At 71.5% G+C, this 12,472-nt stretch carries 11 protein-coding genes; 6 read left to right on the forward strand and 5 right to left on the reverse strand.

Going from position 1 to position 12,472, the window contains the following annotated elements:
- Positions 1-215: 215 nt before the first annotated feature.
- The 3 genes from ACTWOL_RS24285 to ACTWOL_RS24295 all read right to left on the reverse strand — a co-directional run bounded on the left by ACTWOL_RS24285 (position 216) and on the right by ACTWOL_RS24295 (position 2,372).
- Positions 216-704, reverse strand: a complete 489-nt coding sequence (locus ACTWOL_RS24285; protein WP_474298885.1) for a hypothetical protein — start codon at positions 702-704, stop codon at positions 216-218.
- Positions 701-1,135 (reverse strand): MarR family winged helix-turn-helix transcriptional regulator, encoded by a 435-nt coding sequence (locus ACTWOL_RS24290; RefSeq protein WP_474298886.1) that lies wholly within the window; start codon positions 1,133-1,135, stop codon positions 701-703. The genes ACTWOL_RS24285 and ACTWOL_RS24290 overlap by 4 nt, the downstream gene beginning before the upstream one ends.
- A gap of 124 nt (positions 1,136-1,259) precedes the next feature.
- The gene (locus ACTWOL_RS24295; RefSeq protein ID WP_474298887.1) at positions 1,260-2,372 is read right to left on the reverse strand and encodes a threonine synthase; all 1,113 of its coding nucleotides are present in this window, start codon (positions 2,370-2,372) and stop codon (positions 1,260-1,262) included.
- Positions 2,373-2,580: 208 nt separating this feature from the next.
- On the opposite strand from ACTWOL_RS24295, the gene ACTWOL_RS24300 reads away from it, so the two are divergent.
- The 5 genes from ACTWOL_RS24300 (at position 2,581) to ACTWOL_RS24320 (ending at position 7,962) form a co-directional block, all read left to right on the forward strand.
- Positions 2,581-3,333 carry a GntR family transcriptional regulator gene (locus ACTWOL_RS24300; RefSeq protein ID WP_474298888.1) on the forward strand — a complete coding sequence of 251 codons (753 nt, stop codon included), beginning with the start codon at positions 2,581-2,583 and terminating at the stop codon, positions 3,331-3,333.
- Positions 3,334-3,792: 459 nt separating this feature from the next.
- Positions 3,793-3,987, forward strand: coding sequence for a hypothetical protein (locus ACTWOL_RS24305; RefSeq protein WP_474298889.1), 195 nt, complete (start codon positions 3,793-3,795; stop codon positions 3,985-3,987).
- A gap of 130 nt (positions 3,988-4,117) precedes the next feature.
- Complete coding sequence (locus tag ACTWOL_RS24310) at positions 4,118-4,534, forward strand: (deoxy)nucleoside triphosphate pyrophosphohydrolase (RefSeq protein WP_474298890.1); 417 nt, start codon at positions 4,118-4,120, stop codon at positions 4,532-4,534.
- Positions 4,535-4,754: 220 nt separating this feature from the next.
- Entirely contained in the window at positions 4,755-5,174 is a 420-nt protein-coding gene (locus tag ACTWOL_RS24315) for an ATP-binding protein (protein ID WP_474298891.1), read from the forward strand.
- 148 nt (positions 5,175-5,322) lie between these two features.
- Positions 5,323-7,962: a SpoIIE family protein phosphatase gene (locus tag ACTWOL_RS24320; protein ID WP_474298892.1), complete on the forward strand. Its 2,640-nt coding sequence runs from the start codon at positions 5,323-5,325 to the stop codon at positions 7,960-7,962.
- Positions 7,963-8,080: 118 nt separating this feature from the next.
- Here ACTWOL_RS24320 and ACTWOL_RS24325 read toward each other — a convergent pair whose 3' ends face one another.
- Positions 8,081-8,791 carry a PspA/IM30 family protein gene (locus ACTWOL_RS24325; RefSeq protein ID WP_474298893.1) on the reverse strand — a complete coding sequence of 237 codons (711 nt, stop codon included), beginning with the start codon at positions 8,789-8,791 and terminating at the stop codon, positions 8,081-8,083.
- Positions 8,792-8,947: 156 nt separating this feature from the next.
- Complete coding sequence (locus ACTWOL_RS24330; protein WP_474298894.1) at positions 8,948-11,062, reverse strand: TPM domain-containing protein; 2,115 nt, start codon at positions 11,060-11,062, stop codon at positions 8,948-8,950.
- Positions 11,063-11,420: 358 nt separating this feature from the next.
- On the opposite strand from ACTWOL_RS24330, the gene ACTWOL_RS24335 reads away from it, so the two are divergent.
- A complete protein-coding gene (locus tag ACTWOL_RS24335) occupies positions 11,421-12,452 on the forward strand; it encodes a glycoside hydrolase family 18 protein (protein ID WP_474298895.1) in 1,032 nt (343 codons plus the stop codon).
- Positions 12,453-12,472: the final 20 nt, after the last annotated feature.

Here is a 12,472-nt window from a genome sequence, read left to right on the forward strand (position 1 = left end):
TCCGCTTCAACGTCTGATTGGACGTGGATAAACGGCCTGACCTGCGAGAGTGCAGGTCAGGCCGTTGTGCTGTCCGCAGCAGTCCGCAGAACCTGGGGCAGCTACGTGTCGTAGACCGTGGAAAGGCGTCCGACGTGCACGACCCAGCTCCCCGTTGTCGATCGTGTAGACGACGAGAGGGGCCGGAACGCACCTTTGCCACAGGCCGGAAGGGGTCAGGCGCCCGTGGGCCTGATCCCTTCCGGCGTCCGTACCGCCTCCTGCCAGGGGAAGGGGTGGAGGTCGGGTTCCACCCAGCCCGTCTTCGCCTGCGGGGTGGCGAGTGTCGACGAGCGGTAGAAGCGGCTGAGGAGGCGCTTGTCGAGCAGGGCGGGGTGGCGGTCGGTGAACGAGGTGAAATCGTCCGCGCCCTCCGTGGCGTGGTGTCCGACCAGTTCCACCCAGGCCCGGCTGACCGTCGCGTGGTACTTCTGCGGTGCTCCGGCGTAGCGGGCGGTGCGCTGGATTCCCCGGCTGACGAGTCCGATCGCCGCAGGTACGCCGTGACGGATCACGGCCAGCCAGGTCAGATGGACGTGCTCGCGGTGGCCGAAGCGCTCCGCGTCCGCCATCACCTCGGCGACGAGGGCGTCGAATCCGTCGCCCTCCTGTCCTGGGGTGTCGGCGCCGCCCCTGTGCGCGGCGGGTGTGTCGTGTGTGGTCATGCGGTGGCCTCCGTGAGGGCTTGCAGGCCGGCGCGCAGTCCTGAGAGCGCTTCGGCCGGCAGGCGGCCGAGGGCGCGGCGTTCGAGTGCGGTCATGGCCGAGCGGATGGTGGCGGCCGTCTGCCGGCCCGAGTCGGTGAGCTCGATGAGGACGATCCGGCGGTCTCCGGGGCGGCTGCCCCGGGTGATGTGGCCGCGCCGTTCCAGGCGGTCCAGGACGCTGGTCAGCGTGGTGGGCCGGGAACCCACTGCCGCGCCCAGTTCGGACACGGTCCGGCCGCGGCCGTCGGCGAGATTGGCCAGGGCGTTGATCTCGGATGCGGTCAGGTCGAGATCGACGAGCTCGGTGGAGAGCAGCTGCAGGGTGGCGTGAGTGGCCCGCTGCAGTGCGAGCAGGGCGGACCAACCGGATGCCGCGGAATTCGTGTTCACGATATCGGACTATACGATTTCGTAGTATTGAGCGCCGGCGGGAAGCGCCGGCGTCGTGTACGCGCACGGTGGGTCGCGCGCTCGTGCGGTGGGGTCCGGCCCGGTGGTGTGCGGCCGGGAGCCGTTACGGAGCCGCCGCCGGCCCCGTCTTGAGCCCCGCCCCGCACAGCGGCACCACGGCGGTCCGGTCGCCCAGCCCGTATGCGCCGACCGCGGCCCAGGACACCGCCCCGGTGGATTCGACGTACAGTCCGCGGGCGGCGAGGTCCCGTTGGGCCGCCCGGATCTGGTCGTCCGTCACCGTCAGGAACGTCCCGCCTGTGGCCCGTACCGCCGTGAGGATCTGGCGGGCGCGCGGTGGGTGCGGGATGGCGATGCCCTCGGCGAGGGTGTGGGTCGCGAAGCTCTGCGCCAGGACGTCGTCCGCTCCCGCGCGGAACGCGAACGCGAGGGGTGCGACCGAGGCCGCCTGGACGGCGACCAGGGCCGGCTTCTCGGCGATCAGCCCGTGGGAGTGCAGCTCGTCGATGGCGAGAGCGGCACCGAGCAGCAGCATCCCGTTGCCGACCGGCACCACGAGCGCCTCGGGCAGCCGTCCGCCGAGGTCCTCCCAGATCTCGTACACATAGGTCTTGGTGCCGTGCAGGAAGTACGGGTTGAAGACGTGCGAGGCGTAGAATACCCCGTCGTCGCCGGCCGCCGTGCGGGCCGCCTGGGCCGCGGCCTCGCGGTCGCCGGGAACGACCTCGAGACGGGCCCCGTGGGCCTCGATCTGCTCCACCTTCTTCGGGGAGGTGGCGGCGGGGACGTAAACGGTGCAGTCCAGTCCGGCCCTTGCGCAGTACGCCGCGATCGACGTTCCCGCGTTGCCGCTGCTGTCGGCGATCACGCGCCGCGGCTTCAGCCGCCGTGCGAGCTCGGCGAGCATCACCGCGCCGCGGTCCTTGAAGGACAGGGTCGGCATCAGGAAGTCGAGCTTGGCCGTGACGGTGTCGGTGAGCGCGACGAGCGGAGTGCGGCCCTCGCCCAGGGAGACCGCCGCCCGGGCCCCGGAAGCGGAAAGCGGCACGGCCTCCGCGTAACGCCAGAGCGAATTGACGCGCGTGGACAGTGAGTTGCGCGGGACCGCGGACGCCGTGAAGTCGAGGTCCCACGGGCCGAGGCACTGGGGGCAGCGCCAGGCCAGTGCCTCCACGGGGGAGCGGACGTCGCACATCGGGCACTGATATTCCGTCATGTGATCCAGGATGGCAGTTGCGTTGCGCAGGGGGTCGCGCCGTCTTCCCCGTGCGCGCCGGGTCCGTTCCGCAGCCTGTGGTCTACCTGCGGTAAGTCCATGGCCGGAGCGTGGTCATCGCAGCATGTGAATCTCTGGCCCATGCTTGCGGCGGACAACCGACGGTTGCCACGCTGTTGCTGTCTGTCAACCTGTTGGGGAGTGGCCAGTGACATTCGGTGAGCAGCCCGCCTATCTGCGTGTTGCGAGCGATCTCCGACGGAAGATCGTGAATGGCTCGTTGCCGCCGCGTACCCGGCTTCCCTCTCAGGCGCGCATCCGCGAGGAGTACGGGGTGTCGGACACCGTCGCTCTCGAAGCGCGCAAGGTGCTGATGGCCGAAGGGCTGGTCGAGGGCCGCTCGGGCTCCGGCACCTATGTGCGCGAGCGACCGGTGCCGCGCCGGATCGCCCGTTCCGGCTTCCTGTCCGCGTCCGGCGGTAACCCCTTCCGTCAGGAGCAGACGGCGGAGGGTGCCCAGGGCACGTGGGAGTCCAGCAGTGAGCAGGTGGAGGCGGGCACGGCCGTCGGCGTCCGGCTCGGAGTCGGCCCGGACGACCGGGTGATGCGCACCCGCTACGTCTTCCGCGACGCGGGGGAGGCGATGATGCTCTCGACCTCCTGGGAGCCGCTCGGCATCACGGGGCGCACGCCTGTGATGCTGCCCGAGGAGGGGCCGCTCGGCGGTTGCGGCGTCGTCGAGCGGATGGGCGCCATCGATGTCGTCGTGGACAACGTGGTGGAGGAGATCGGCGCGCGCCCGGGGCTGGCGGAGGAGCTCCTGACGCTCGGCGGTGTTCCCGGCCATGTGGTCATGGTCATCCAGCGGACTTACTACGCGTCGGGGCGTGCGGTGGAGACGGCGGACGTGGTCATCCCGGCGGACCGCTACCGGATCGCCTACCACCTTCCGGTGCGGTGACCGTCCCGCGGACACGGCCGTCCGCCGGGCTTGATCGCGCGTGAAGCGCCTCCCGGACCCGGCGCTGTAACTCACGCCCGCAGCGCCGGAGGGGTGTGCGCCGGGCAACTCGGTGGCGTCTTCCCTATTTCGTGACGCTGGAGCGGGGTGCGACGCGTGCCCCGGAGCCGACCGCCGGAACCGACCACCCCTCAGATCGTGGTCCACGGGCCCCGAATTCGTTCGACGGCGCTGCTCACCGCGGCGCTCTTCGTCGCCCTTGACATCGGACGGCAGTCTGTGAGGGGGGCGCCCGGCCATGCGCGCCCCCCTCCGCTCGTCCGGCTCCTGGCTGGATCCGTATCTCTTTGTGAAAACACGTAACCGCTGAGTAAATGTCAGGCGTAAGCTCGGGCATATGCAGAGTGCGGTTTCCTGGGGTTCGTCGAAGATGTGCAGGCAGGCGGCGGGAGGGTCGCGATGAGTGAGGACAGCGCGACACTGCCCTGGCTGGTGATCCGTCAGGACGACAACGGCAACCGCTATCGCGTCGGGAGGTACGCCACCGAGGGGGAGGCCCAGAGGATCGCGGACAGCCTCGGCGACCGCGGTCATCGGCAGCTCTACTGGGTGGAGCGCTTCGGCCAGGCCGCGCCCTCGCCCGACCGGGCGTAGAGGCCGGGGCCGTCGCCCCCCGGCTTCCCGCTGCCCGCGCCTGCGGTCCGCGGTCCTCACGCGCTCCTGCAGGGCGCTCCACGGCGCGAGCGGCGCAATGGCCGTCGCCCGGCGGGTTACGCTCCGGCGCATGACGGATCGCGTGACAGCCCGGGTCGTGGTGGCCGGAGCGGTGTACGACCAGGGGCGTCTGCTGGCCGCGCGCCGGAGCGCGCCGCCCGAGCTGGCCGGCCGCTGGGAGCTGCCCGGCGGCAAGCTGGAGCCGGGTGAGACACCCGAGCAGGCGCTCGTGCGGGAGCTGCGTGAGGAGCTCGGTGTCGAGACCGAGCCCCTCGAGCGGGTCCCCGGGCAATGGCCGCTCGGCCCCGGCTATGTGCTCCAGGTGTGGACGGTCCGGCTGCTCGGGGGCGAGCCCGTACCCCTGGAGGACCACGACGAACTGCGCTGGGTGGCTCCAGGGGAGCTGGACAGCGTGGACTGGCTGCCCCAGGACCGGCCCGCGGTCGACGCCGCCATGCGCCGGCTCTCCCCGGATTCCCCGCAGTGAGGGCCTCCATCCGGTGACAGGGCCCGTGACCCCTCACCCGCGGACCGGGTCTCCGTGCTCGGCGCGCGGACCGGGTGGCGCGCGGACCGGCACTGTCCACCATTCGCGCCACCGTGCTCATCCCACGGCGGTAGCTGCCCCAAATATCGGGTATGTGGTCAATGACCCTCCGGATTCAAGTGTGGTCAGAAGCCGTGGCCGGCCGTGGGAAGTGATCGGTGTGGGCGACATCGCTGACGACGTCGCCGAGTGGACCTTCCCTGGTGCGCCCGGTGCCGTACGTTCTGCCCGTCACGCCGTGCGCGGCGCACTGCGGACCTGGGGGCTGGACGCCGTTCTGGGCGATGTGACGGAACTGCTGGTCAGCGAGCTCGTGACCAATTCCCTTCGGTACGCCTCCGGCCCCATCGGCGTACGCCTCGTCCGGCTGAGCGTCGACGGCGACACCCCGCTACCGCGGCCCGCCCTCCTGGTCGAGGTCAGCGATCCCCTGCCGGATCCGCCCCTGGAACGCCCGGCCGGTCCCGACGACGAAGGCGGGCGAGGACTCCAGCTCGTGGCCTGCACGGCCAAGCGATGGGGCACACGTCACGGCAGAACCGGCAAGACAGTGTGGTTCGAGCTGCCTCTGCCTGGTTAGAAGTGTGAATGGACAACGATCATCGCGTTCTCGGCTCAAAATGAACGAGACCGCTCTGTGATCGTGAACGCCGTGTCGTCAGAAGCCGTAGTGCTGAATACTGCGGGGCATGGCCGGTCCGGTGCGGTGAGCTGGAGGGGACGGTCGCGTGAGCGAGATACCTGAGACGGCGAGCGGCGTGGTGTGGCAGAGCAGTCCGCCGGGCTCGATCTACGACTACATCAAGGTCGCGTCGTTCTCGATTGGACCGGACGGGCTGGTCGACCAATGGAGTCGGCGTGCCGCCGAGCAGTTCGGGCTCGAGCCCGCAGCCGTCATGGGCAAGGATCCGATCGAGGTGTTCATGCCCGCGGAGCTGCGCTCCCGGGGCCACCGCAAGATCGCCGAGATACTCGACGGCAAGGAATGGACGGGCCTCGTCCCCTTTCGTGTGCCTGACGGTGACGGCACCCACGGCGTGGCCGAGGTCTACGTCATGCCGAGCGAGACCGAGAGCGGTGAGCGTGCCGCGCTCTGCATCGTCGTCGATGTCCACGCATTGCGCGGTATAGAGACCGAACTGGCGGCATCGCAGGCCATTTTCGGTCAATCTCCTTTTGGCTTCCTCCTGTTCGGTCCCGACCTCACCGTCGTACGCGCCAACAAGCGTTTCGCGACCGTGTTCGGCGGCGCGGTGGCGGACCATCGCGGCCGTACCGTCTACGACTACCTCTCCCGGCCCGAGGCCGAGCGGATGACCGCCGCGCTCCGACGGGTGCTGGAGACCGGCGAGTCCGTCACCGATCTGCAGATCGTCGGCACCGTGCCCGGCGGTGGCGAGCGCCGTCACTGGTCCGTCAACCTCTACCGCGTCCACAGCGGGTCGGGGCGCCCCATAGGCGTCGCCGGACTCGGCGTCGACGTCACCCGCCGCCAGATCGCCGCGCGTGAGGCTGCCAGCGCCCGGCGCAATCTGGCCCTTCTCAACGAGGCCAGCGCCCGGATCGGCAACTCGCTCGACCTCGAGACCACGGCCCGCGAACTCCTCGACGTCGCCGTGCCCGGCTTCTGCGACCTCGCCTCCGTCGACCTCTACCAGGGTCTGCTCACCGGCGACGAGGCCCCGCCCGGACACTGGGGCTCGGCCCACCCCGACGGGTACGGCGGCGCCAGTGCCGAACTGCGCCGTGTCGCCTTCGCCAGCGCGGTCTCGGGCGCCCTGCTGCCCGAGGGCCCGGAAGGCTCCGCCGCGGGCACACCCGCGTCGCTCCCCGTCGGGGCCCTCCACCACTTCCCGTTCAGCTCCGCATCCGCCGTCGCCCTGCGCACCGCCCGGGTGCAGATGATCCCCGGGGAGGAAGGCTCCCTCGTCCAGTCCACCCTCGCCGTGCCGATGGTCGCGCACGACGCCGTGGTCGGGCTGGTTCAGTTCTCCCGGGCCAAGGGCAGCGAGCCCTTCGGCGAACGGGACCGGGCCCTCGCGATCGAGCTCGCGGCCCGGGCGGCCGTCTGCATGGACAACGCACGGCTCTACCGCCGCGAGCACGAACGGGCCCTGATCCTCCAGCGGAGCCTGCTGCCGCCGGGGGACCCCGAGGCGGCGGGACTCGACATCGCCTGCCGCTATCTGCCCGGCAACACCGCGACCGAGGTCGGCGGCGACTGGTTCGACGTCATCGAACTCCCCGGGCACCGCACCGCCCTGGTCGTCGGAGACGTCATGGGCCGCGGACTGCGCGCCGCCGTCGCGATGGGCGAACTGCGCACCGCCGTGCGGACCTTGGCACTCCTCGACCTGGAGCCGGCCGAAGTGCTCTCCGCGCTCGACGAGATCGCCCGGGGGCTCGGCAGCCCCAGCGGCGCCCAGCAGGCGTCCCGGGTGGCTCACAAGTCCCGCGGTCCCGAGCTCTCCGAGGTCTACCTCGCCACCTGCGTCTACGCCGTGTACGACCCGGTGACCAGACGCTGTACGTTCGCCAACGCCGGGCATCTGCCGCCCGTCCTCGTCGAGCCGGGTGAGGAGGCGCTGCTGCTCGACGTGCCGCCGGGCATGCCCCTCGGGGTCGGCGGCGAGCCCTTCGAAGAGGTCCAGGTCGAACTGCCGGAAGGCGCGCTGCTCGCGCTCTACACGGACGGACTCGTCGAGTCCCGGGACCATCCGCTGGACGAAGGCCTGAGCGCCTTCAAGGCGGCACTCACCGAGCCCTCACGTCCGCTGTCCGGCCGCCGGATCCCGTCCCAGGCGACACCCGACGACGCTCCGGTCGCCGAGGGGCCGGCCGGCCGCTCGCTCGAGGACATCTGCGACCACGTGCTGAACACCCTCGACACCCGGCACGGCGAGGACGACATCGCCCTGCTGATGGCCCGGATCCAGGGACTGCCGACCGAGGCCGTGGGGGACTGGCGGCTGCCCCGCGAACCCCGCTCGGTGGGCCGTGCCCGCGAACTCGCCCGGGCCCAGCTGGTCGCCTGGGACCTCGAACCGCTCGTGGACACCGTCGAGCTGCTCGTCAGCGAACTGGTCACCAACGCCCTGCGCTACGGCGAGGGGGAGATCCGTCTGCGGCTGCTGCGCGACCGCACCCTCGTCTGCGAGGTGTGGGACGCCGGTCTCGTACAGCCCAGACGGCGGCGTGCCCGGGACACCGACGAGGGCGGCCGCGGGCTGCAGCTCGTCGGACTCCTCAGCGCGGCCTGGGGCTCACGGCGCACCCCGCGGGGCAAGACGGTGTGGTTCGAACTCGCCCTGCCGGAAGGCGGCGCGGCGGCCGAGCCCAGCGTGGAGCAGCTGCTCAGCATGTTCTGACCGGGGGTCCCCAGGAACCGGCACGCACCCGGGACCACAGGACCCGGTACGTACCCGGGTCGGGGCCGCCGCCCGCGCCGCGCCGCGCGGGCTGATCCGTCCGCGCGGCGCCTCATGGTTATGCGGCCTTCAGGGCCGCGAGCCGCGCCTCGATCTCCGCGCTGTCGCCGAGGGCGTCCAACTGTTCGAACTGCGCGTCCAGCGAAGAGGCGGCGAGCTCCTGCTTGCCCAGAGCCCGGGCCTCCTCACGGCGTACCTTGTCCTCGAAGCGGCTCAGATCGCTCGTCGGGTCGAGCACGTCGATGTTCTTGACCGCGTCCATCATCTGGTTCTGCGCCTGGGCCGACCTGGAGCGGGCCACGAGCTCGTCGCGCTTCGCCTTCAGCTCACCGAGCTTGGCCTTCATCTGGTCGAGTCCGGACTTGAGCTTGTCCACGACCTGCGTCTGCGCGGCGATCGTCGGCTCGGCGGTCCTGGCCTCCCGTTCGGACTGCAACTGCCGCTGCAGTGCGACCTTCGCGAGATTGTCGAAGGTGTCGGCTTCCGCGCTCTGTCCGGACGACCTCAGCTCGTCGGCCTTCGTGCTCGCCGCGAGGGCCTTCCCGCCCCACTCCTTCGCCGCCTCCACGTCCTCCCGGTGGTCCTGCTCCATCAGACGCAGATTGCCGATGGTGGTCGCGACGGCCTGCTCGGCCTCCGCGATGTTGTTCGTGTAGTCGCGGATCAGCTGGTCGAGCATCTTCTGCGGGTCCTCGGCCTGATCCAGGAGCGCGTTGATGTTCGCCTTCGCCAACTGGGCGACCCGGCCGAGAATCGTCTGCTTGGTCATGGCGCTTCTCCTTGAGCGGACTTGCGAGTCGGACGACGTCGTGGAGCGCGGAGCTCGAGGGGTCGGTGCCCGGGGTCTGTGGCGCGGGCTGGGATCTGGGGTTCGGAACTCGGAATTCGGAATTCGGGATGCTGAAGGTGCCAGGGCGCTACCGCTTCAGAATCGGCCACCGCCTCCCAGCCGGCCGCGCGTGCCGCCGCCGCCGAAACTGCCGGGAAGACCACCGAAGCCGCCGTTTCCCGGACGGCCGCCGAAACCGCCCCCACCGCCCCGGTGCCCGCCTCCGCCGCCGAACAGGCCGCCGAGGATGATGCCGCCGAGCACGGCGCCCCCGAGCCCGCCCCCGCCGCTCGGGAAACCGCCCCCGTCGAACGGGCTTCCGTAGGAGCGGACGTCCTGCTCCGCGAGGCTCTGCGCTTGCCGTGCGAGCGCGTCCGCCTGCTGTGCCTCGGTCAGTGCGCCCTGGGCGTCCACGTCGGCGAGTTCCCGGGCCCGTTCCAGCCGGCGGTGGGCTTCGGCGAGCCGGGTACGTGCCGGGGCGCCGATCGCCCCCCGGTGCGTCGTGATGAAGTCGGTGGCCGCCGTGACCGCCGAGCGTGCGGTGAGCGTCGCCTGGTCGAGAAGGGCCCGGGTCCGCCGCGCGCCCTGCTCGTCCTGCCGGGCGTCCAGCAGAGCCTCGTCCAGCATGGCGTCCGCCTCCTCGACCCGGCGCAGCGCCTCTATCGGGTCGTACGGTCCGGCCTCCGCCTCCCGCCGTACCTCCGCGACGACCGTCTCCGCGCGGGCGATGCGGCCCTGCAGATCTGCCGTGGAGACGCCCGCCCCGGTCCCTTTGAGCAGGCCCCGGGCATCGGCCAGATCGGCATCCGTCTCGGTGAGCGCGCCCGGGAGCTTCCCCGCCGCCTCCGCAAGGTCCTGAGCGCGCCGGTCGACCGCGTCGATGAGGCGGGCCGCCTGGTCGACGGCGCCTTCGGCGGCCCTGATGCGGACGGCGGCGGCGGCCTTGTCCCCTGCGTCGCAGGACCGGCGTGCCTCGTCGAGCGTCGTGGACGCGAACAGCAGCCGCTGCCGGGCCTGTTCGACATCCCCGGCGACGGGGGCCGACGCGGACCCGGCATACCTCTGGCGCATCACGGTGAGCGTGGCCTCGGCCGTGTCCACCCGTCCGGTGAGCTCCCGGTACACCTCGTCCGCGGCGGCGAGAGCCTGGGGCGCGTTCTCCTCGAGGGCGCGCAGCCCGTCGAAGCTCTCGGTCTCGGCGTCGAGGCGCCGGTTGGCCTCCGCGCAGCGGGAGATGATCTCGTCCAGCATCTGCCGCCGGGTCGCGTCGTCCTCCGGATAGGCGTCGTCGAGTGCCTGCCGCAGCCGGAAGGCGGCCGTCAGCTCGCCCTGGGCGTACTCCAGCGCCTCGGTGAACGGCTTCGCGGCGTCCTCGCCGAACTGGGCGGTCGCGAACCCCAGTTCCTCGCGGCTCGTGCGGACCGCGTCGTCCGTCTCCACGAGCGTCTGCTTGGCCTGCGCGTCGAGTTCGGGCAGTTCGGGCAGCGGGGCCGCGGGACCCGGCGTCGCCTCCTCGGGCGAGGCCCCGCCCGCCCAGGAGGTGTCGCCCGGTGTCGTGCGCTCCACAGCCCGGCGTCTGCGCCGGTTGAAGGTGTACACGGCGAGCGCGCTCGCCCCGCCGAGCACGGCCAGCGGCACGATCAGATCCGTGCCGGACGCCCCTTCGCTTCCGGAGCCGCCCGGGTCGGCCACCCCGGGGGTGACGGAGACGGCGGGCACGGGTCGTCCGGACAGTACGGCGGCATAGCCGTTCGCGGCTCCGATCGCGGCGCCCGCCCAGTCGTTCTGCCGCAGTGCCGGTTCGATCGCCGTCCGGGCCACTTCGTCGAGCTGCGCCGCGGTGAGGGGGGAGCCGGGGTCCGCCGAGTAGGCGTACCGCCGGTCGTGTGTGGCGACCGCCAGCAGGACGTCGTCGCGACCCAGGCCGTTCTTCGTCGCGGTCTCGTCGGCCCAGGTCTGAGCGGGACGGCCGGAGAAGTCGTGCACGTACACGACGAACAGCTGGACGCGGTGGTCGTCGTAGAGCCCGTCCAGGGCCGCTGCCACCTGGCCGTCCAGATCGCCGAGCGCGTCCACGGGATCGGTGATCTGGCCCTGGCGCGACAGCTGCACCGGGTCCTCGGCACGTGCGGCGCCCTGAGCGGCGGGCACGAGGAGCCACCACGCCGCCACCAGCAGGGCGAGCAGGGCCCGGGTGGCTATTCGTGTCACGTTTGGGAGGTTATGTCCGCTCTTCGGGTCGCGCGACCGGACGAGGGGGCTGGATACGGACGGGCGGGGGCCCCGGAGTCGTAGGGAGCCCCGGCGGCCGCTCCCCGGCCCGGTGGCAGGGGGGAGACCGCGTGGCTGCGGGGTGCCGCAGGGGCATTACCCGTACGGCCGCATGGCACGCGATGGCGGGTAGTCGCCAGGATCGCCCCCTGAGGGTCGTCACTGTCAGTAGCGGAGTCTAGTGTTGGAGACCAATGCCAGTGCCAATGCCAGGTGCCAGTATCGGCATCGGTACGCACTGCCGAACCGGACACCACAGCTGACGGGGGATCTGTTGAAGGGACAACCGCGCGCCGTGATGCGGCGCGTTCGCGCACTGCTCGGGAGTCCGCGGCTGCGCTGGCCCCGGCGCATCGGGCTCGTGGTCGCCGTGCTCCTGGTCGTGCCCGTCACGACCGCGGGCGTGGCTCTGCGGCTGAACTACGCCGGGGAGTACGAGAAGGGCACCGGTACCCGCGGGAAGGACGCCGTCTGGCTCGGCCACGCCTGGGTCGACGGCCGGAAGAAGGACGCCGACCTCAAGGCCTTCGCCGGGCGGATACGGGGCACGGGGATACGCGATCTGTATGTGCACGCGGGCCCGTTGGAGCACGACGGGACGCTGCCCGCCGCCCGCTATGCACGGGCACGATGGCTGATCGACGGCGTGCACCGCACCATGCCCGGAGTGAGGGTGCAGGCATGGCTGGGCGACAGGCTTGCCACCGAATCACCGGACGGGTTGAGGTTGCCGGACAGAGCCACCCGTGACGCGGTGGTGCGTTCCACCGGCCAGGTGCTGGACGCCGGCTTCGACGGGGTCCACTTCGATCTGGAGCCCCTGCACTCGGGCGACCGTGACTATCTGTCACTGCTCGACGAACTCCGGGCGCTCACGACACGGCGTCGTGTTCCGCTCTCGGTGGCCGCCCACCAGATAGACCCGCTGCCGGCCGCGCATGCGGTCAACAGCGCGCTCACCGGACGGGGCAAGTGGTGGTCGCAGGAGTTCTTCGGCGAGGTGGCCCGCCGGGTGGACCAGATAGCCGTGATGTCGTACGACACCTGGATGCCGCTCGAGAGCCTCTACGGCGGCTATGTCGCCCAGCAGACCTCGCTCGCGCTCGAAGCGGCTCCGGAGGGCACCGATGTGCTCATGGGGCTGCCGTTCTTCCATGAGGACGACCTCGGGCACTGGGAGAACGCCGAGTCGGTGGCCGCCGCGGTCCGCGGCACCCGTCTGGGGCTCGGGCGTACGGACCCCGGACGGGAGCGGTTCGGCGTGGCGCTCTACGTCGACTTCGCTGCAGAGGAGGGGGACTGGGAGGCCTATCGCAAGGGGTGGCTCTGACGGGCCGCCCGGCGCCGTCA

Source organism: Micromonospora sp. IBHARD003, from assembly GCF_056106285.1.

What these genes read in the sequence shown, in the direction of transcription:
- ACTWOL_RS24310 (WP_474298890.1), top strand. Translation starts at nt 4,118, where the DNA reads ATGACGGATCGCGTGACAGCCCGGGTCGTGGTGGCCGGAGCGGTGTAC.
- ACTWOL_RS24305 (WP_474298889.1), top strand. Translation starts at nt 3,793, where the DNA reads ATGAGTGAGGACAGCGCGACACTGCCCTGGCTGGTGATCCGTCAGGAC.
- ACTWOL_RS24335 (WP_474298895.1), top strand. Translation starts at nt 11,421, where the DNA reads ATGCGGCGCGTTCGCGCACTGCTCGGGAGTCCGCGGCTGCGCTGGCCC.
- ACTWOL_RS24295 (WP_474298887.1), bottom strand. Translation starts at nt 2,372, where the DNA reads ATGACGGAATATCAGTGCCCGATGTGCGACGTCCGCTCCCCCGTGGAG.
- ACTWOL_RS24285 (WP_474298885.1), bottom strand. Translation starts at nt 704, where the DNA reads ATGACCACACACGACACACCCGCCGCGCACAGGGGCGGCGCCGACACC.
- ACTWOL_RS24325 (WP_474298893.1), bottom strand. Translation starts at nt 8,791, where the DNA reads ATGACCAAGCAGACGATTCTCGGCCGGGTCGCCCAGTTGGCGAAGGCG.